19 protein-coding genes and 1 pseudogene are annotated in these 17,507 nt (G+C 69.3%); 8 read left to right on the top strand and 12 right to left on the bottom strand.

The genetic code is table 11. From position 1 onward, the window contains the following. Both BBA86_RS02715 and nrdF read left to right on the top strand, forming a co-directional pair. A pseudogene (locus BBA86_RS02715) lies at positions 1-223 on the top strand (ribonucleotide-diphosphate reductase subunit alpha); the annotation flags it as partial. Positions 224-253: 30 nt separating this feature from the next. After that, positions 254-1,231, top strand: a complete 978-nt coding sequence (gene nrdF, locus BBA86_RS02720) for a class 1b ribonucleoside-diphosphate reductase subunit beta (protein ID WP_018188436.1) — start codon at positions 254-256, stop codon at positions 1,229-1,231. A gap of 159 nt (positions 1,232-1,390) precedes the next feature. On the opposite strand, the gene BBA86_RS02725 is transcribed toward nrdF, so the two are convergent. After that, complete coding sequence (locus BBA86_RS02725) at positions 1,391-1,873, bottom strand: hypothetical protein (RefSeq protein WP_065570175.1); 483 nt, start codon at positions 1,871-1,873, stop codon at positions 1,391-1,393. Continuing rightward, entirely contained in the window at positions 1,873-3,048 is a 1,176-nt protein-coding gene (locus BBA86_RS02730) for a hypothetical protein (RefSeq protein ID WP_065570176.1), read from the bottom strand. Before BBA86_RS02730 ends, BBA86_RS02725 begins: the two co-directional genes overlap by 1 nt. An 83-nt stretch (positions 3,049-3,131) precedes the next feature. Here BBA86_RS02730 and BBA86_RS02735 point away from each other — a divergent pair, with 83 nt between their 5' ends. Genes BBA86_RS02735 through BBA86_RS02745 form a run of 3 tightly spaced genes read left to right on the top strand, consistent with a single transcriptional unit; the run spans position 3,132 to position 4,464 of the window. Further along, positions 3,132-3,557 carry a MarR family winged helix-turn-helix transcriptional regulator gene (locus tag BBA86_RS02735; RefSeq protein WP_223247009.1) on the top strand — a complete coding sequence of 142 codons (426 nt, stop codon included), beginning with the start codon at positions 3,132-3,134 and terminating at the stop codon, positions 3,555-3,557. After that, positions 3,554-3,967, top strand: a complete 414-nt coding sequence (locus BBA86_RS02740) for a hypothetical protein (RefSeq protein WP_065570177.1) — start codon at positions 3,554-3,556, stop codon at positions 3,965-3,967. The genes BBA86_RS02735 and BBA86_RS02740 overlap by 4 nt, the downstream gene beginning before the upstream one ends. 44 nt (positions 3,968-4,011) lie before the next feature. Beyond that, positions 4,012-4,464, top strand: coding sequence for a DUF3817 domain-containing protein (locus tag BBA86_RS02745; RefSeq protein ID WP_065570178.1), 453 nt, complete (start codon positions 4,012-4,014; stop codon positions 4,462-4,464). Positions 4,465-4,467: 3 nt separating this feature from the next. On the opposite strand, the gene BBA86_RS02750 is transcribed toward BBA86_RS02745, so the two are convergent. After that, positions 4,468-5,598, bottom strand: coding sequence for a class I SAM-dependent methyltransferase (locus BBA86_RS02750; RefSeq protein WP_065570179.1), 1,131 nt, complete (start codon positions 5,596-5,598; stop codon positions 4,468-4,470). A gap of 60 nt (positions 5,599-5,658) precedes the next feature. Here BBA86_RS02750 and BBA86_RS02755 point away from each other — a divergent pair, with 60 nt between their 5' ends. Beyond that, on the top strand, positions 5,659-6,039 hold the full coding sequence (locus tag BBA86_RS02755; protein ID WP_065570180.1) for a hypothetical protein: 381 nt from the start codon (positions 5,659-5,661) through the stop codon (positions 6,037-6,039). 65 nt (positions 6,040-6,104) lie between these two features. On the opposite strand, the gene BBA86_RS02760 is transcribed toward BBA86_RS02755, so the two are convergent. From BBA86_RS02760 to BBA86_RS02795, 8 genes are all read right to left on the bottom strand, one after another. Then, positions 6,105-7,373 carry a sugar ABC transporter permease gene (locus tag BBA86_RS02760; RefSeq protein WP_065570181.1) on the bottom strand — a complete coding sequence of 423 codons (1,269 nt, stop codon included), beginning with the start codon at positions 7,371-7,373 and terminating at the stop codon, positions 6,105-6,107. Beyond that, entirely contained in the window at positions 7,370-8,158 is a 789-nt protein-coding gene (locus tag BBA86_RS02765) for an ATP-binding cassette domain-containing protein (RefSeq protein WP_065570182.1), read from the bottom strand. Before BBA86_RS02765 ends, BBA86_RS02760 begins: the two co-directional genes overlap by 4 nt. Before the next feature lie 87 nt (positions 8,159-8,245). Next, positions 8,246-9,334 (bottom strand): sugar ABC transporter substrate-binding protein, encoded by a 1,089-nt coding sequence (locus BBA86_RS02770; protein ID WP_065570183.1) that lies wholly within the window; start codon positions 9,332-9,334, stop codon positions 8,246-8,248. 159 nt (positions 9,335-9,493) lie between these two features. Further along, a complete protein-coding gene (locus BBA86_RS02775) occupies positions 9,494-10,681 on the bottom strand; it encodes a sugar ABC transporter permease (RefSeq protein ID WP_065570184.1) in 1,188 nt (395 codons plus the stop codon). Beyond that, on the bottom strand, positions 10,678-11,517 hold the full coding sequence (locus BBA86_RS02780) for an ATP-binding cassette domain-containing protein (RefSeq protein WP_065570185.1): 840 nt from the start codon (positions 11,515-11,517) through the stop codon (positions 10,678-10,680). The genes BBA86_RS02775 and BBA86_RS02780 overlap by 4 nt, the downstream gene beginning before the upstream one ends. An 11-nt stretch (positions 11,518-11,528) precedes the next feature. After that, on the bottom strand, positions 11,529-12,581 hold the full coding sequence (locus BBA86_RS02785) for a sugar ABC transporter substrate-binding protein (protein WP_065570186.1): 1,053 nt from the start codon (positions 12,579-12,581) through the stop codon (positions 11,529-11,531). After that, on the bottom strand, positions 12,578-13,759 hold the full coding sequence (locus BBA86_RS02790) for an ROK family transcriptional regulator (protein WP_223247010.1): 1,182 nt from the start codon (positions 13,757-13,759) through the stop codon (positions 12,578-12,580). Before BBA86_RS02790 ends, BBA86_RS02785 begins: the two co-directional genes overlap by 4 nt. A gap of 58 nt (positions 13,760-13,817) precedes the next feature. Further along, a complete protein-coding gene (locus BBA86_RS02795; RefSeq protein ID WP_065570188.1) occupies positions 13,818-14,681 on the bottom strand; it encodes an NYN domain-containing protein in 864 nt (287 codons plus the stop codon). An 82-nt stretch (positions 14,682-14,763) separates the two neighbouring features. Here BBA86_RS02795 and BBA86_RS02800 point away from each other — a divergent pair, with 82 nt between their 5' ends. Next, on the top strand, positions 14,764-15,126 hold the full coding sequence (locus tag BBA86_RS02800) for a PLD nuclease N-terminal domain-containing protein (RefSeq protein WP_065570189.1): 363 nt from the start codon (positions 14,764-14,766) through the stop codon (positions 15,124-15,126). Positions 15,127-15,133: 7 nt separating this feature from the next. Here BBA86_RS02800 and BBA86_RS02805 read toward each other — a convergent pair whose 3' ends face one another. Next, positions 15,134-16,114, bottom strand: coding sequence for a Gfo/Idh/MocA family protein (locus BBA86_RS02805; RefSeq protein WP_065570190.1), 981 nt, complete (start codon positions 16,112-16,114; stop codon positions 15,134-15,136). A gap of 48 nt (positions 16,115-16,162) precedes the next feature. On the opposite strand from BBA86_RS02805, the gene BBA86_RS02810 reads away from it, so the two are divergent. Then, a complete protein-coding gene (locus BBA86_RS02810) occupies positions 16,163-17,506 on the top strand; it encodes a M20/M25/M40 family metallo-hydrolase (protein WP_065570191.1) in 1,344 nt (447 codons plus the stop codon). The last annotated feature ends 1 nt before the right edge of the window (position 17,507 follow it).

Genomic DNA, 17,507 nt, shown 5'->3' on the forward strand with positions numbered 1-17,507 from the left:
CGGCTACGAGAAGGTCATCGACACGTACGCCGCCGCCACGCAGCACGTCGACCAGGGCCTGTCGCTGACGCTGTTCTTCAAGGACACCGCCACCACCCGCGACATCAACCGGGCGCAGATCTACGCCTGGCGCAAGGGCATCAAGACGATCTACTACATCCGCCTCCGGCAGATGGCACTCGAGGGCACGGACATGGCCGAGTGCGTCTCGTGCATGCTCTGACCCGGTCCGAGATTCGATAGAGGAAAAGACATGACCCCCGAACCCCTGAAGCTCCTCGGCTCGGTCCAGGCGATCAACTGGAACCGCATCCAGGACGACAAGGACCTCGAGGTGTGGAACCGCCTCGTCAACAACTTCTGGCTCCCCGAGAAGGTGCCGCTGTCCAACGACATCCAGTCGTGGGCGACGCTCACCCCCGAAGAGCGTCAGACGACGATGCGGGTGTTCACCGGCCTGACGCTCCTGGACACCATCCAGGGCACCGTCGGCGCCGTATCGCTCATCCCCGATGCGATCACCCCGCACGAGGAGGCCGTCTACACGAACATCGCGTTCATGGAGTCGGTGCACGCGAAGAGCTACTCCTCGATCTTCTCGACGCTCGCGTCGACCCCTGAGATCGACGACGCGTTCCGCTGGTCCACCGAGAACGAGAACCTTCAGAAGAAGGCTCGCATCGTCATGGATTACTACCGCGGCGATGAGCCCCTCAAGCGCAAGGTCGCCTCGACGCTGCTCGAGTCGTTCCTCTTCTACTCGGGGTTCTACCTGCCGTTGTACTGGTCGTCGAAGGCGAAGCTGACCAACACGGCCGACATCATCCGCCTCATCATCCGCGACGAGGCCGTGCACGGCTACTACATCGGCTACAAGTTCCAGCGCGGACTCGAGACCCTCGGTCAGGCTGAGCGGGACGAGCTCAAGGACTACACGTTCTCGCTGCTCTACGAGCTCTACGACAACGAGGTGCACTACACGCAGGACCTCTACGACGGCATCGGTCAGACCGAGGACGTCAAGAAGTTCCTGCACTACAACGCGAACAAGGCGCTCATGAACCTCGGCTACGAGGCCATGTTCCCCGCCAGTGTCACGAACGTGAACCCCGCGATCCTGTCGGCTCTCTCTCCCAACGCGGACGAGAACCACGACTTCTTCAGCGGATCGGGGTCGTCGTACGTCATCGGCAAGGCCGTCGCGACCGAGGACGACGACTGGGACTTCTGAGCTCCTGACGAAGGCCCCCGGCACTGCTCGTACGAGCGGATGCCGGGGGTCTTTGTTCGTGCACGCGCCCGGTGGCGGATGCAAGGGATTCCTCGCGACACGCCGATGCGCGGGCCTGTGAGAAGGCGTGCCACGTCGCATCTATTGCATCGGCGAACGTCAGTCGACGCGGCCGCAGGGCGATACGGCGAGGATGTCGAGTGTGCTCGGTCCGTCCCCGGCCTGCTCGGTCACATCGACGGAGACGCCGGTTTCGGCCCGGTTCACTCGGACCGTGGCGACGTCCGTATCGATACCGACGGGCTCCACAGCCCAGTCCTCGCCCAGAGTCAACGGGAGATCGGTCACGACGGCCGCGGCGTCGGCCGTGCCGGGGAGCACCGCGGACCCATGGAGGGTGGCGAACGCGGTTCCTTCGGGACCGGCGGGCTCCGCCGTGCTGGTGCCGCACGGGGTCGACGTCGGGTCACCACTCGGGGTGTACGCGGCCCCGGCGGGCAGGGCGGCGACGATGTCAGCGATCGCCTCCTGCGTGTCTGCTCGTACCGACGCATACGTCGGTCCCTGCGATGACGCGCACGCCGTGAGGGAGATGAGGAGGAGACCGACGAGCACCGTTGCTGCGGCGGAGCGAGACGTCATCAGCCGGTGGCCTCTCGGGCGAGTGAGGTGAGGAGCAGACGGACGTCTGCCAGCACGGTCCCATTCGCCGACGGATCACCGCTGAACAGGCGGTTGTGAAGAGTCAGTCCGCGAGCGAGCATGCCGCCGAGTGCTGACGACTGCTCGTCGACCAGGCCGGGATCGATGATCGTGATGCCCGGGAACTCTTCTGGTCCGACCCCGTAGCCGATGTCGCCCACCTGGAATCCGGCGTAGAGGCGGTTGATGTCGTCCTCCGCCTGCGCGGCGTAGTACGCCGTGTCCGGGGATGTCGTGTAGCCGTCGGTCGCCCCGACACCGGCGGCGAGGAAGCGGGCGTCGAAATGCGCGCCGTCTTCCTCGGCGGCGCTGCCGACCTGGGATCCGGCGCTGTGCTCGTAGCTCAGAGTCGGCAGGCCGGGGAAAGCGGCGTCGATTCCCTCCACGATGCGAGCGTAGCCCGCCCCCGCCGCCGTCGCGATCGTATTGTTCTGGGGCCCCGAGGCGAGGTCGGTCGAGAGCTGGGGCATCGGAGCAGCGAGCACGGTGAACGCGAGAACCGGTGTCGACGGATCGGCGTGGTCGACCTGCCAGTCGGCGAACGCCGTCACCGGATCGGCCACCATGAAGCTCCGTATCGACGCATTGGTCCCCGGGACGACCAGAAGGATGCCGGTGGCCTTCGTCGGATCTCCTGTCATCTCGACGAGGGCGCCGCGGTCCGGAGCGAAGAGATAGAGCTTCACGGCGCCGCTGACGACCCGCGCCAGGTAGGCGCGTTCCTGCAGAAGAGGTTCGAGATCCGCTGTCGAGGTGGGAGCAGGCTCTCGTCGCGCGACTGCGGTGAGGATGGTGTCGAGCTCTCGAAGTCGCTCTCGAGCCACGAGGCGGTTGGCAGTGACACGCACGTCCGCGGGGAGGCCGTCCAGCGCACCGATCTGCTCAGGATGGAACCGGAGGAGGGTTCCGCGCGTCGCGGCGGACAGGCTCGACCACCACACCGCCGCGGCGAAGGGGCCGACGTGGCCGGCGCGGACAGGTGTCGCGGGTGAATCCGACTCCGGCGAGCCGGGAGCGGATGCGTGGTGGGCGCTCTCCGCCGATCCGACGGGAGCGAGGAACAGGAGAGCGGCAGCGGTCAGCGCGAAGGCGGGGTGGGCGAGCGCGCGCAGCATATCGCTGATGATAGAGCTCCGCGGAGAACTCATCTCCCTCTTGAATGCTGACCGCGGACGCACGTCACTCATAGACTTCTGCCGTGGCAGATACCCCCGCAGAGGACGCACCGCGCTTCAGCCCCGTCATCGCGTTGCTCGCCGTATCGGCTTCGTGGGAGGCGCAGCTGGCTGCGGAGCTCCGCGACCTCGGTATCTCGACCCGGAAATTCGGGCTGCTGGGGCACATCGGGGCGGAGCCGGGGATCTCCTTCTCCGAGCTCGCACGTCGCTCGCGCATCACCGTGCAGTCCGCTCACGCCGCCGTGCACGCTCTGGTGGACGACGGTCTCGTCGCCGACGCGACGGCCCAGGCCGGTGCGGCGAGTGACCTCAGCGTCACTGAGCGCGGGGCGCAGGTGCTGCGCGATGCACAGGACCGCCTCGAGCGCCTCGACGACGCGCTGTCGCAGTCGCATCCGCGCATCGCGGACTCCCTCGGCGGGATCCGCGCGGGTGTGATCGAGTGAGTGTCCGGCGGCGCCCCTTCCTCACGGGTCTCCGGGGTGTCGCGCGCGCCCTGCTCGCCGTCCTCCTGACTGCGGCGGGAGCCGGTCACCTGACCGTTCTGCGGCGCGGATTCCGCGTCGCGGTTCCGGATTGGTCGACGCGCCTGCTGCGGACGGACAAGGACACGATCGTGGTCGGCTCGGGCGTCGTTGAGATCATGCTGGGCATCGCCCTCCTCGCCCTGCCGCGGGAGCGACGCCGGGTCGGGATGGCCGTCGCGGCTCTGTTCGTGGCTGTGTTCCCGGGGAACATCCACCACTGGCGGTCGGGCCGGGACGTTCCCGGACTCGACTCGGACGCGAAGCGGTTCGGCAGGCTGTTCCTCCAGCCGGTGCTCGTCGCGTGGGCCGTGTGGTCGACGCGTCGCTGACGGGGATGCCCGGAGGGCCAGCATCCTTCAGGTAGGCTGAAGGAGTGTTCCGCACCCCTCTCACGATCTTCCGCATCCTCGCCATCGCCGAGGTGTTCTCCTGGACCCTGCTCATCGCGGGCCTCATCGTCCGTGCCGTGGGCGGTCCCGCGGTCGCCGTCACGATCGGCGGCGGCATCCACGGCTTCGTCTTCCTGTCCTATGGGGCGACCGCCCTCCTCGTCGCTCTCAACAATCGGTGGGGGATCGGCACGGCGGTACTGGCCGTGGGATCGGCTGTCGTCCCCTACGCGACGCTTCCGGTGGAGATGTGGTTGCGTCGAAGCGGTCGACTCGAGGGCGCGTGGCGCCTCGAGGAGACGCGCGACCGGCGGCCCGTCGACCGGTTGCTGCGCTGGTTCCTGGGGCATGCCGGCATCCTCGTCGCCCTGATCGTGGTCGCCGTCGTCGCCCTCTACGTCGTCCTGCTGATCGTCGGCCCTCCCGGAGGGCGTTGATCATCAGCGGCGGGTCGACACCGTGACGGTGAACTTCGCATCGCGCGCGACCTGACGGGTGGGCCCGACGAGGCGCTCGAGGTCGCCGCGGTACCGCATCCCGGAGTTCCAGACGCACCAGAGCTCGCCGCCCGGGCGGAGGACCCGGGCCGCATCGGCGAACAGGCGGAACGCGAGCCGCTCGGTCAGCGCCGCCCCGCTGTGGAACGGCGGATTCAGAGCGATGAACGACGCGGATGCCGCGGCCCGGCTCGCGAGCAGATCATCGCGGACCACCTCGACCCGCTCCGCGACCCCGTTCGCCGCCGCCGTCGCTCGCGCTGAGGCGACTGCAGCGGCCGACTGATCCGACGCGTACACCGCCGCGGTGGGATGCCGGAGAGCGAGATGAGCCGCAACGGCGCCGGTCCCGCACGCGAAGTCGATCAGCGGGTCGTCCGCCGTGCCCACGTCGAGGTGGGAAGGCAGATGGGTGAGGAGGAGCCGGGTGCCGTGGTCGAGGCGAGCGCCGGCGAACGCGCCGCCGAAAGCGCGGATCTCCAGCTCGCCTTCTCGTCCCTCGGCAGGCACGGGGTCGTGGCCGTCCCGGGGTTCCCGTGCGAACAGCACGCGCGACTTCTGACGGGCGTGCGACACGTCGACACGACCGAAATGCTCGCGGAGCACGTCGTTCATCGCGAGCGCCATGTGTTTGAGGCGTCCACCCGCGATCACGACGACGTCGCTGGAGGCGTGGGCGGCGACGAGACCCGCGATGTCGCGGAGTGCGTCGAGGGAGCGGGGGAGACGGAGGAGCACGACCCGAGCGTCCCGGACGGCGTCGGCGTCGAGAGCGACGACTCGGATGCGATCGCTCAGCCCGAGCTCCTGGGCGTTGCGGGAGATCGATCGTTCGCCGGCCAGTCCGTCCTGCTGGACGCGGACGCCGTGCGCGCCGTCGTGCGCGGCCGCGAGGGCGAGAGCGCCGTGGGTGTCCCCGATCGCGACGATCGATCCGGTCGGCGCCCCGGCGCGGAGGTCGGCCGATTCGTCCAGGATGAGGCGGTCCGCGGCATCCGATGCCACCAGATCGGGGCCTTCGACGTCCGGGCGACGGGAGAGCCTCTCGAAGGGGAACGCGGTGGGGCTCGTCACCTCACCAGCGTAGGCGAGGGCATCGGCTGGTTCGTAGCCTCGGCGAGGGATACTCGGAGGATGAAGACAATCGCTCGCTGGGTTCTCGCCGGCGCCATGGTGTTCGCCGGTCTCAGCCACCTGTTCTGGGCGCGCAAGGAGTTCCAGGCTCAGGTCCCCGACCTCGTGACGGACACGCTGCCGATCGATAAGGACGGCGTCGTCGTCGCCTCCGGTGCCGTCGAGATGATGCTCGGAGCGGCGCTCGTTGTGCTCCCGAAGGAGCGGCGCCGCATCGGAGTCATCCTCGCCGCCTTCTTCGTCGCGATCTTCCCCGGAAACCTCGATCAAGCCCTGAAGAAGCGCGACGGCTTCCGCCTGGACAGCGACACCGCTCGCTGGCGCCGGCTGCTGTTCCAGCCTGTGCTCGTCGCCTGGGCGTTCTGGTCGACCCGCGACTGACCCGGCCGCGAACGACGATGCCCTCGACCGGTGAACGGTCGAGGGCATCGTTTCGTGCCGAGGGGTCAGGTGCGCATACCACCCGTCCGCAGCCGTGACAGAGCGTCGACCGTGGCCGCGAGGATCAGGACGCCGCCCGTGACGATCAGGTTGAACCCGGCATCCATCTTCAACAGACCGAGGCCGTTGATGATGATCGCGATGACGAGAGCACCGATCGCGGCGTGGATGAGACGACCTCGTCCGCCGAACAGGCTCACGCCGCCGACGACCGCCGCTGCGACACCCGACAGCACGACGTCGCGTCCCACGGCACCGTCGACGGATCCGACGCGGGTCTGCGCGAACAGGAGCGAGACGACGGCGAGGCCGGATGCGGCGACGAAGCACCACCACTTCACCCACCGCACCTTGATGCCCGCGCGACGGGCTGCCTCGGCGTTGCCGCCGATGGCGTAGACGTAGCGGCCGAACCGGGTGCGGTCGAGCACGAACGTGCCGATGAAGAGGATCGTCAGCACCACCGGGACAATGATGGGGACGCCCTCGATCGGGATGATCGACTGCGAGCGGTTGAGGTTGAGCACGAACACCGCGGCACCGCCGAGGAGAGCGATCACGGCGAGCTTCGCCCACACGAGTGCGATCGGGCGGTTCGGGACGCCGGCGCGGGTGCGACGGCGACGATCCCAGAACGACAGGCCCCCCGAGATCAGGAGCATGACGACGAGCATCGCCCAGCCGGCCCAGATCGGCATGCGACCGTTCTGCAGTGCGAGCAGCTCGGGCACCTGGATCGGGTAGAGCCCGCCCGCGCCGATGATGAGGAGAGCGAGGCCCTGGTAGCCGAGGAACAGGCCGAGGGTGACGACGAACGACGGGATGCCGACCCTCGCCACCAGGAAGCCGATCAAGGCTCCCGTCGCCAACCCGATGACGAACCCGATCGCGAGGGCGAGGGGCCACGGGAACTCGAACTTGACGTTGAGCACCGCGAAGGCGGCGACGCCGACACCGCCGGTGACACCGGCCGACAGATCGATCTCGCCGAGCAGGAGGACGAAGACGAGCGCCATGCCGAGGACGACGAGCGACGCGGCCTGACTCATGAGGTTCGCGAAATTGATCGGGGTGAAGAAGTACTCGCTCAGCGAGCTGAAGAGGATGACGAGCAGGATGAGGCCGCCGACGGCGGGAAGGGCGCCCATCTCGCCGCCGCGCACGCGCTGGAGCCACGCCTTGATCTGGTCGCCGACGCCGCCTTCGACGCCGCTGCCGATGAGGTCGCTCACGACGGGATCTGGTGCCGCCGCGGTCCGGGTGCTCGTGCTCATGCGTCGCCTCCGACGGGGATGGTGGACGTGCCCACGAGCTGGACGCCCGGCGGGATCTTGGTTCCGGTGATGTAACCGACGATCTCGTCGCGGGTCGACTCGGCCGTCGGCACCTGAGCGACCATCTGGCCGAGGTACAGGACGGCGATGTCGTCCGCGACCGCGAAGACATCGGCCAGGTTGTGGCTGATGAGGACCACGGCGACGCCCTGATCGGCGAGCCGCCGGACGAGGTTCAGCACCTGCTCCGTCTGCGCGACGCCGAGGGCGGCGGTGGGCTCGTCGAGGATGACGACGCGCGCCTTCTTCAGGACCGCACGCGCGATCGCGACCGTCTGGCGCTGGCCTCCTGAGAGGCTCGACACCTTCTGTCGGACGCTCTTGACGGTGCGCACCGACAGGGAGCGCAGCGTGTCGGAGGCGTCCTTCTCCATGCGGCCTTCGTCGAAGGTGCCCCCGATGACCTCTTCGCGGCCGAGGAACATGTTCTGGACGATGTCGAGGTTGTCGCAGAGGGCGAGGTCTTGGTAGACGACCTCGATGCCCAGAGCGCCCGCTTCGCGGGGGGTTCGGAGCGACTGCTCCTGACCGTCGACGAGGATCTCGCCGGTGTCGTAGGGCTGCACGCCGGCGAGGCCCTTGATGAGTGTGGACTTTCCGGCGCCGTTGTCGCCGACGAGGGCGGTCACCATGCCCGGGTGGACCTTGAGGTCTACGCCTTTGAGGACGCTGACGGGGCCGAAGGACTTGGTGATGTGCCGGAGTTCGATGATGGGTTCGCTCATGCGGGTTCTCCTGAGAGATCGAGGGGGTCAGCGCAGACAGAGGGGAGTGGGGATGCCGCGGGGCGCGGCATCCCCACTCCCGTCAGATCACTCGACGCCGAACTCGGTGCACTTGTCGGCGAGGCTCACGCCGGCGATGTCACCCGAGCAGATGTCGGAGGCCGATGCGTCACCGGCGGCGACGACGTCCTTGACCTTGTCGGGGCCGACGAGCTGCGGCATGACCGAGATGTACGGCGTGCCGTCGTCGAGCTTCTGGTCTGCCGTCGGCTTCGAGCCCTTGAGAAGCTCGGTCGCGACCTTGATCGCGGCCTCGGCCTCGTCCTTGACGGGCTTGTAGACCGTGGCGGTCTGCCATCCGGTCAGGATGTTGCGGAGGCCCTCGACGTTGGCGTCCTGACCCGAGACGGCGACACCCTTGAGGTCGCGGTCCTGGAGCACCTTGATGACACCGTCGGCGTTGGTGTCGTTGGCGGCCCAGACTCCGTCGACCTTGCCGCCGTTGGCGGTCAGGGCCTGCTCGAAGTTGGTCTGGCTCACCGCGCCGTCCCAGGCTCCCGGCGGCTCGGCGACCGGCTTGATGCCCGCCGCCTCCATGACCTCCACGGCGCCCTTGCGGAACATCGCGGCGTTGCCGTCCTTCGGGTCTCCGCCGATATAGAAGACGGCGGCGGTCTTGGGGTCCTTGCCCGCGGCCTTCAGGCCGTCGAGCACGGTCTGGCCCTCGAGCTTGCCGACCTCGACGTTGTCGAAGGAGACGTAGTAGTCCGCGCCCTCGAAGGGGCGATCGTAGGCGATGACGGGGATGCCCTGGGACTTCGCCTTGGTGGCGACACCCGCGGCGGCACCGTTGTAGTCGACGAGCAGCATGACGCCGCAGCCCTGCGTGAGCTGCTGATCGGCGATCGTGGCGTACTTCGACGTGTCGCCACCGGCGTTCTGAATGTCGACCTCGAAGCCGGCGCTCGTGAGCCCCTCTTCCAGGTACTTGCGGTCGAAGTTCTCCCAGCGCGGCGACGATGCGGCGTCGGGGAGGATCACGCAGGCGCGGCCGGCCTCCGCGGGGGCGGCGCCACCGCTCGAACCGCCGGGTGCCGGGGTGCTGGTGCTGGAACAGCCCGCGAGCAGGAGTGCAGCGGCCCCGAGGGCTGCGGCAACGGACAGGGACTTCTTCATCGTTCGCCTTTCGACAGTGAAATCGAGCGAGCGCGACGTCGCGCTTGAGGACGATCTTGATGTGTTCACGAAATGAAGTCAAGATGTGAACATAACGCTTTCGTCACCGTCGACGGTCGTCCCGAACCCTCTCCGGAAGCGCCGGCCGGCGTGCCCCGATCAGGTCCGACCGGTGCCGAGCCGGCTGCGTCGCGTCAGGGCGTCGAGGGCGACGGCGAACACCAGGACCGCGCCGGTGACCATGAACTGGACGGCGGAGCTGAGGTTGATGAGCGTCAGGCCCGATGAGATCGCCTGGATCACGACGACGCCGAGGAGGGCCGCGAAAGCGGAGCCTCGGCCGCCGAACAGTGACGCGCCGCCGATGATCGCCGCAGCGATCGCGTTGAGGTTCGTATCGGCGGCACCGGTGCTCTGATTGGCGGCGGCCAGGCGGGCGGCGGCGAGGATGCCGCCCGTCGCGGCGAGGACCGAGCACAGCACGAAGACCGACACGACGACCCGGTTGACGCGGATGCCGGCGCGCCGAGCGGCCTCGATCGACCCGCCTACCGCGAACACCGACCGCCCCCAGCGGGTACGGGTGAGGGCGAGATGGGCGACGACGACGAGGACGACGAAGAGCACGAACATGACACCGACGCCACGTGACAGGTTGAGGTACCAGGAACCGCCGAGGAGCCCGACCAGGAGGAGTCCGCCTCGGACCAGGATGAACGCGATGCGTTCGCTTTCGAGCTCGGCGGCGGCGCGTCGGCGAGCTCGGCTCACGAGCGTGCCGGTGTAGGCGAGCGCGGTGGCCGCCGACAGCACGTAGGACGACCAGGCGGGCAGGTACATCTGCTGCGCGAACTGGACGATCCACGAATCGAACGGAAGATTGATCGACCCGGCGTCTCCGAGTACCCACAACTGCACGCCCAGCAAGCCCAGCAGCCCCGCGAGCGTCACGACGAAACTGGGGAGCCCCAGGGTGGTGCGGAGCAGCCCGTAGACCGCTCCGACGACGCAACCGGCAGTCAGCGCGGCACCGATCGCGAGTCCCAGTGGCCACTGCAGCTGCACGGCGGCGACAGTCAGGATCGCCGCTCCCACGCCCGACATCGACCCCACCGAGAGGTCGATCTCACCGATGAGCAGGACGAGCACGATGCCGAGCGAGATCGTCCCGAGCGCGGCGCACTGCATGAGCATGTCGCTGAGGTTCCGGCTGGAGAGGAACACGGGGTTGAGGGCTTGGAACACGATCGCGATGACCACCAGGGCGAGGACCACCGGCATCCGGCCGACGTCCCCGGCGCGGACGCGCGCGAGGAAGCGCGCGAGAATCCCGTCGCCGCCTGTCATCGGTCGCCCTCCAGACGGCGCCGGGCGCCGGCGAGCGGGATGACCGGAGCGCGGGGTTCCTCGGGAGGAGGCAGTGGTCGCGCGGTGTCGAGCGCGCCGGTGATGGCGGCGATGAGGACTTCGCTCGTCGCCGTCTCGGCATCGAACTCGCCGTTGTTGCGGCCCAGTCGCAACACCACGATCCGGTCGGCCACGGCGAGGACGTCGGTCAGGTTGTGGCTGATGAGGATCACGCCGTGGCCGCGATCGCGCAGCCGCTCGATGAGGTTCAAGACCTCGGCCGTCTGAGCGACGCCGAGGGCGGCGGTCGGTTCGTCGAGGATCACGATGCGCGGCTCGCCGATCAGCGACCGCGCGATCGCCACGGTCTGGCGCTGCCCGCCCGACAGCGTCGACACCGGGACGCGGACGGAGGGGATCTTCGCTGCGAGCTCGCGCAGCAGCATCCAGGTCCGCTCCTCCATGCCGACCTCGTCGAGCCGGCCGCGGTCGATCAGCTCGCGTCCCAGCCAGAGGTTGGCGACGACGTCGAGGTTCTCGCAGAGGGCGAGGTCCTGGAACACGGTCGCGATACCGAACTCCTGTGCGTCCGCCGGGCTCGAGAGCTGCACGTGCTCGCCGTCGAGCTCGATCGAGCCGGCGTCGGCGGGGTGGACTCCCGCGAGGATCTTCACGAGCGTCGACTTTCCGGCGCCGTTGTCGCCGACCAGGGCGACGACCTCGCCCTCGCGGACGCGGAAGTCGACGCCGCTGAGGGCTCTCACGGCACCGAACCGCTTGTCGATGCCGCGCATCGACAGCACGTGATCGCCGGTGCGACGGGAGGAGACGCTCACTCGGGATGCTCTCATTCCAGGCCTGCGGCAGCGCAGGCCTCGGCGTAGGGGGGCGTGCAGATGTCCTCGACGGTCCAGAACCCGTCGGCGACGACCGTCGAGGCGATGTCGTTCACCGTCACGGCGATCGGGGTCAGCAGGGTCGACGGTATGCCCTCGACGGTGGTGTCGCCTTTCGGGCGCTCCCCGGACGCGAGTTCCGTCGCAACATCGGCGGCGATCGTCGCCTGCTCGCGGATCGCCTTGTAGACGGTCATGTACTGGTCTCCCGAGACGATGCGCTGGAGCGCCGTGAGCTCGGCGTCCTGGCCGGTGACGATGGGGAACGGTGAGACGTCCGCGGCTCGCAGCGCGGCGATCGCGCCGCTCGCCGTGCCGTCGTTCGCGGCGTAGACGGCCGCGACCTCGTCGCCGTACTGGGCGAGCTGGCCGGCGACCCAGGACTGGGCCTTGTCGGGGCTCCAATCGGGGGTGTCGTACTCGGCGAGGACCCTCAGTCCCGCCTTCTCGATCACACGCCGGGCGCCTTCGCGGAACTGGGCCGCGTTGCTGTCGGTGGGGGCTCCGTGAACCATGAGGATGCCGCCGTCCATGCGCCCCTCCGCCTTCAGCCCCGCGACCAGTGCCTCGGCCTGCAGCTCCCCGACGCGTTGGTTGTCGAAGGACACGTAGTACGCCGGCTTCCCGCCGCCGATGATCATCCGGTCGTAGGAGATCACGGGGACTCCCTCCGCGGTCGCGGAAGCGAGGATGGATGCCGCGGCCCGCCCGTCGACCGGGTCGAGGACGAGCACGGATGCACCCGCCGCGAGCGCCGACTCCGCCTGCTGCTGCTGACGCGCGGCATCCTGATCGGCGTTCGTGTACAGCACCTGCGCGTCGCCGAGCTCGGCGATTCGCTTCTCGAACACCGGGCGGTCGAACGTCTCGTAACGCGCGGTCTTCTTGTCGGGCAGGAGCAGCGCGATGGTCGTCTTAGCGGGGGTGTTGTCGGGGAGGGCGCACCCCGACAGTGCGGCAGCAGAAGCCGCCGCGAGCACGACGGCGGTGAGGAGCCGCCTCATGCGGGGAGAGCGACCAGATCGGCGTCGACGGCCACGTGGTCGAGGGCCAGGGCGATCGCGCCGCGGGTCTCGGCCCATTCCGCGAAGGCGGAGGCGACGATCTCGGGGACCCCGCCGCCGAGGATCGCGCGATCCAGGGCGTGGCGCAGCGGCGCGAGGAGGATCTCGCCGGCGCGCGCCAGTTCGCCGCCCACGACGATGCGTTCCGGGTCGATGAGGTTGCACAGGCTCGCCGCCGCGATGCCGATGTGGCGGCCGGCGTCGGCGATGGTCCGCTGCGCGAGGGGGACGCCGTCGCCCGCCGCCGTCACGAGGTCGCGGAGGCGATGGATCCCGTCGGCGTCGCTGAACCCGGCGAGGAGCGCAGGTCCCGCCGCCACCGTCTCGAGGCAGCCGCGGTTGCCGCAGCGGCACAGCGACCCGTTCTCGTCGATCGTCATGTGACCGATCTGCCCCGTGCGGCCGCTCACGCCGCGGAAGAGCTCGCCGTCGACGAGCAGGCCGGCGCTGATGGAATGCCCGACGGTGACGTACACCGACGAGGATGCCCCGCGGGCCGCACCCTCGCGTGCTTCGGCGAGGGCGCCGAGGTTCGCCTCACTGTCGACGTGGACCGGGCGGCCGATACGGGCGGAGAGGCTGCGAGCGATGTCGACCCCGTCCCATCCGGGCAGAAGGCCGGGTGTGGAGATGACGGACGTACGCGGGTCCACCGGTGCCGGGAGCGCCAACCCGACGCCGAGCAGGTCCGACAGCGAACCGCCGAGCCCGTCGACCATGTCGCCCAGCAGCAGGCTGAGCCGGTCGAGTTCGGCGTCGTGTCGGTGGTCGGGTGCGAGCGGGATCGACGTCTCGGCGACGACGGAGCGGGTTGCGTCGGCGATGGCGACGTGGAGCTTGCGCGTCGAGAAATGCGCACCGGCCACCAAGCCCACCTGCCGCGCGAGCGAGACCAGAGTCGCGCGGCGCCCGCTGCGGGACGTGAAGGACGTGTGGAGCACGCCGGAGGCGGTGAGCTCCTTGACGATGTTCGACACCGTGGCGGGGGACAGTCCGGTGGCGCCGGCGAGCTCGATCTGCGTCAAGCGCCCATGCCTCTTGAGCGAATCGAGCAATCGTGCACGATTCGCCTCTCGCAGTGAGGACTGCGAGCCGGGCGGAGTTGACCGGCGAGCCACGGGGCCACCCTACCGCGCCGACGGTCGCCCCCGTCGGGATGCCGCCCGGATCGTCCTGTCAGGAGGCGTCGACGGCGCGCACGCGGACGATGTTGGTCGATTCGTCGAGTTCGGCGACCTTCGGATGCGCCTTCACGAAGTCCGAGAATGAGCGGTGACCGAGCGCCTTCTCGCTGAAGGAGGGATCCATGCGCTTGAGCAGGTTCTTGACCGCGGACAGATGCATCCACTCCTCGTCGGTGCGGACCTGCTCGAGGCGCAGCGCGCGCGAGAGGAGCTGCTCCACCGGATCGACGGCCTTACGGCGGCGGCGTCCCGCCGAGGGCGTGGTCTCCGGAGCGGGCTCGGGGTCGGGGGCCGCGACGCCCGGCAGGGCGTCGTAGGCGTCGAACTGGTCGCAGGCGGCGGCGAGGGATTTCGCCGTGGACCCGGCGACGCCGACGGCGACGACGAATCGCCCGAGGCGCTTGCATCGCTGAGCGAGCGGGACGTAGTCGCTGTCGCCGGCGACGATGACCACGTGCGTCAGATCTTCGAGTCGGAACAGATCCTCGACGGTGTCGACGGCGAGGCGGATGTCGGCGCCGTTCTTCGCATAAGCAGCTGCCGGGAACAGCTGGACCAGGTCGACGGCACGGGCGACCAGCTGCTGACGATAGAGGGAGTTCACCGGCGACGACCAGTCCGCATACGCGCGGGTGAGGACGAGGGTCCCGAAGGATGCCGCGTAGTCCATGATCGCGCCGACGTCGATCGTCGCGGCGGCCAAGCGCTCCGAGATCTCCTTCTCGTCGGGGTCCGCCGCGATCCGCTGCCGATCCCTCGAGTAGCTGTTGCGACCGTGGACCCGGTCGTACCAACTCATGACGATGTTGTCGAAATCGAGGTAGACCGCAACGCGAGGAGTGGAGGAATCCGGCATCCCCCCAGTCTTACAGCTTGTACCGGGAGCGTGGTGAGGACAGGGGTGCTCGAAGACATGGCGCTCTCATAGACTCTGGCCCATGCCGTACCTCATCTCGCTCGTCGTGCTCGCGGGCATGATCTTCGCGCTGATCGACATCATCACGCGGGACCAGAGCCTCGTGAAGCACATGCCGAAGACGGTGTGGCTGTTCGTCGTCATCGTGCTGCCGTTCCTCGGCACGGTCCTGTGGTTCGCGATCGGGCGAGAGTATCCCCAGCGCGAGGTCCGCCGCGCGCCTCAGTTCGCGCCCTGGGCGAGCGAGCCGGCAGCCGCGCCGGTGCGCACGCCGGACGCGAGGTCGACCGAGCAGCAGCTCGCCGACCTCGAGCGCGAGATCGAGGAGGAGCGTCTGCGCGCCGAGCTCGCGCGTCGGCGCCGGGATCTCGGCGACCCCGCCTGAGACGAACTCAGCCGCGCGGGTAGACGACGCCGATCTGGCGCCGGATCTCGTCGAGGGTGCCCATGATGGCGACGCTCTCCTCGATCGACAGGAGGTCGCTGTCGATGCGGCCCTCGGCGATCAGCCGTTCGGCGTAGAGCGCCTGGAACTGCATTCCCCGGCCCTCGATCTCGGTGCGGAACTCCTCGACGAGAGCGCCGTCGAGGTCGAACACGCGGAACGACGTGGGCGCGTAGAACACGCCGTCGATCTCGATGCGGCCCTTCGTGCCGACGATCTGCGCCGCGTTGGCGCCGGCACCCCGCATCGACGTCAGCAGCGAGGACACCCCGCCCGACGCGTGGCGCACGGATATCGCGACGTCGGTGTCGGCGCCGGTCTCACCCAGTTGCGCCGTCGCGAGGATCTCGGCGGGGGCACCCAGGACGTCCCAGGCGAAGGAGACGGGATAGATCCCGAGGTCCAGCAGCGCACCACCGCCGAGCGAGAGGTCGTTGAGGCGGTGGGCGGGATCGGTCGGAAGGTTCTGGGTGTGGTCGGCGCTCAGCACCCTCACCTCGCCGATGACGCCGGCCGCGAGGATCTCGCGCAGGCGCACCATGTGCGGGAGGTACCGCGTCCACATCGCCTCCATCGCCAACAGGCGGTGTCCCGCTGCGAGGTCGCGGATCGCGACCGCCTGATCCGCGTCGAGGGTGAGGGGCTTCTCGATGAGCACGTGCTTGCCGTGCTCGAGGGCGAGCACCGCGCAGGCGAGGTGATGGCTGTGCGGCGTCGCGATGTACACGATGTCGACGTCGGGGTCGGCGACGAGCTCTTCGTACGATCCGTAGGAACGGGGGATGCCGTGTGTCGCGGCGAACTCCTGCGCCGACTCCGCGCGGCGCGAGCCCACGGCCGCGACCGTCAGACCGGCCGTCTTCAGGTCGGCGGTGAAGGCGTGGGCGATGCCACCGGTGGCCAGGATTCCCCATCGAAGTGCGGTCATGTCCCGAGCCTATCGGCGGGCGCGGCTCCGCCGACCTAGAGTCGAACCGTGGCCCCCACCCCCGACTCCGCCCTCGGCCGCTTCCGCGAACTGCTGCAGATCCCGACGGTCTCCCTCGACCCCGGTGACCCCGACGCCGTCGGCACCGAGTTCCTCCGATTCCACGACGCTCTCGTCCGGCTCTACCCTGCCCTGCACGAGATCCTCGAGCGCGAGGTAGTGGCCGACTACTCGCTCCTCTATCGCTGGCGCGGGCGGGGTGCCGTGTCTCCGCTCGTCCTGATGGCGCACATCGACGTCGTGCCCGTCGTCGCGTCGGAGTGGGCGCACGAGCCGTTCGGCGCCGAGCTCGTCGGGTCCGGTGACGCGGCCGAGATCCATGCCCGCGGTGCGGTCGACGACAAGGGGTCGCTCGTCGCGATCCTCGAGGCCGTGGAATCCCTCGTCGCCGAGGGGTTCACGCCCCAGCGCGACGTCTACCTGGCCTTCGGGCACAACGAGGAGGTCGCGGGCGACGGCGCGCAGGCGATCGTCGACGTACTCCGAGGCCGGGGTGTTCGGCCCTCGCTCGTCCTCGACGAGGGCGGCGCCGTCGTCGAAGGGGCGCTGCCGGGTGTGACCGTCCCGACCGCGGTCATCGGCGTCGCCGAGCGTGGTGTGATGACCGTGCACCTGACTGCCCGCGAGCTCGGAGGGCACGCGTCGACGCCGCCGCGCGATCCCGCGACCGCACGACTCGCGCGGGCCGTGCTCCGGGTGCACCGCCGTCCGTTCCCGACGCGGCTCGTGCCGCCGGTCCGTGCGATGTTCGAGACGGTCGCGCCCCACACGCGCGGACCGCTCCGCCGCGTGTTCGCGAGCATCGGGGTGACCGGGAGGCTGCTGGTCAAGGTGTTCCCGCGCCTCGGCCCCGAGCTCAACGCGCTCGTGCGGACCACCGCCGTCGTGACCGAGCTCTCCGGGGCGACCGGGGCGAACGTCCTGGCAACGTCCGCGCGGGCGAGCGTCAACGTGCGCCTCCTTCCCGGCGACACCGCGGCCTCGGCGGCCGCCCGCATCCGCCGCGTCGTCGGCGACCCGCTCGTCGAGGTCGAGGTGGTCTCGGCATCCGATCCGTCGCCGGTGTCGCCGTGGACGGGCCCCGCGTGGGAGCGGCTGGTCGCCGCGACCCGCTCGGCGCTCGGCGACGACGTCCTGCCCACGCCCTACATCCAGCTCGGCGCGAGTGACAGCCGGTGGTTCACGGCCATCAGCGACCACGTGTACCGCTTCACTCCGTTCCACCTGACGCGGGGCGAGCGCGAGGCGCTGCACTCGCACAACGAGCGGATCCGGGTGGGCTCGTGGCTGCGGGGGATCGGTTTCTACCGGGACCTGCTGCGGGGGAGCTGAC

The organism is Microbacterium oleivorans (genome assembly GCF_001691565.1).
GTDB lineage: Bacteria > Actinomycetota > Actinomycetes > Actinomycetales > Microbacteriaceae > Microbacterium > Microbacterium oleivorans_B.

Excerpts from the sequence above, each read along its gene's own strand:
- BBA86_RS02785 (WP_065570186.1), bottom strand. The coding sequence starts at position 12,581 with ATGAGGCGGCTCCTCACCGCCGTCGTGCTCGCGGCGGCTTCTGCTGCC.
- BBA86_RS02755 (WP_065570180.1), top strand. The coding sequence starts at position 5,659 with ATGAAGACAATCGCTCGCTGGGTTCTCGCCGGCGCCATGGTGTTCGCC.
- BBA86_RS02730 (WP_065570176.1), bottom strand. The coding sequence starts at position 3,048 with ATGCTGCGCGCGCTCGCCCACCCCGCCTTCGCGCTGACCGCTGCCGCT.
- BBA86_RS02805 (WP_065570190.1), bottom strand. The coding sequence starts at position 16,114 with ATGACCGCACTTCGATGGGGAATCCTGGCCACCGGTGGCATCGCCCAC.
- BBA86_RS02800 (WP_065570189.1), top strand. The coding sequence starts at position 14,764 with ATGCCGTACCTCATCTCGCTCGTCGTGCTCGCGGGCATGATCTTCGCG.
- nrdF (WP_018188436.1), top strand. The coding sequence starts at position 254 with ATGACCCCCGAACCCCTGAAGCTCCTCGGCTCGGTCCAGGCGATCAAC.
- BBA86_RS02760 (WP_065570181.1), bottom strand. The coding sequence starts at position 7,373 with ATGAGCACGAGCACCCGGACCGCGGCGGCACCAGATCCCGTCGTGAGC.
- BBA86_RS02775 (WP_065570184.1), bottom strand. The coding sequence starts at position 10,681 with ATGACAGGCGGCGACGGGATTCTCGCGCGCTTCCTCGCGCGCGTCCGC.
- BBA86_RS02765 (WP_065570182.1), bottom strand. The coding sequence starts at position 8,158 with ATGAGCGAACCCATCATCGAACTCCGGCACATCACCAAGTCCTTCGGC.
- BBA86_RS02770 (WP_065570183.1), bottom strand. The coding sequence starts at position 9,334 with ATGAAGAAGTCCCTGTCCGTTGCCGCAGCCCTCGGGGCCGCTGCACTC.
- BBA86_RS02795 (WP_065570188.1), bottom strand. The coding sequence starts at position 14,681 with ATGCCGGATTCCTCCACTCCTCGCGTTGCGGTCTACCTCGATTTCGAC.
- BBA86_RS02725 (WP_065570175.1), bottom strand. The coding sequence starts at position 1,873 with ATGACGTCTCGCTCCGCCGCAGCAACGGTGCTCGTCGGTCTCCTCCTC.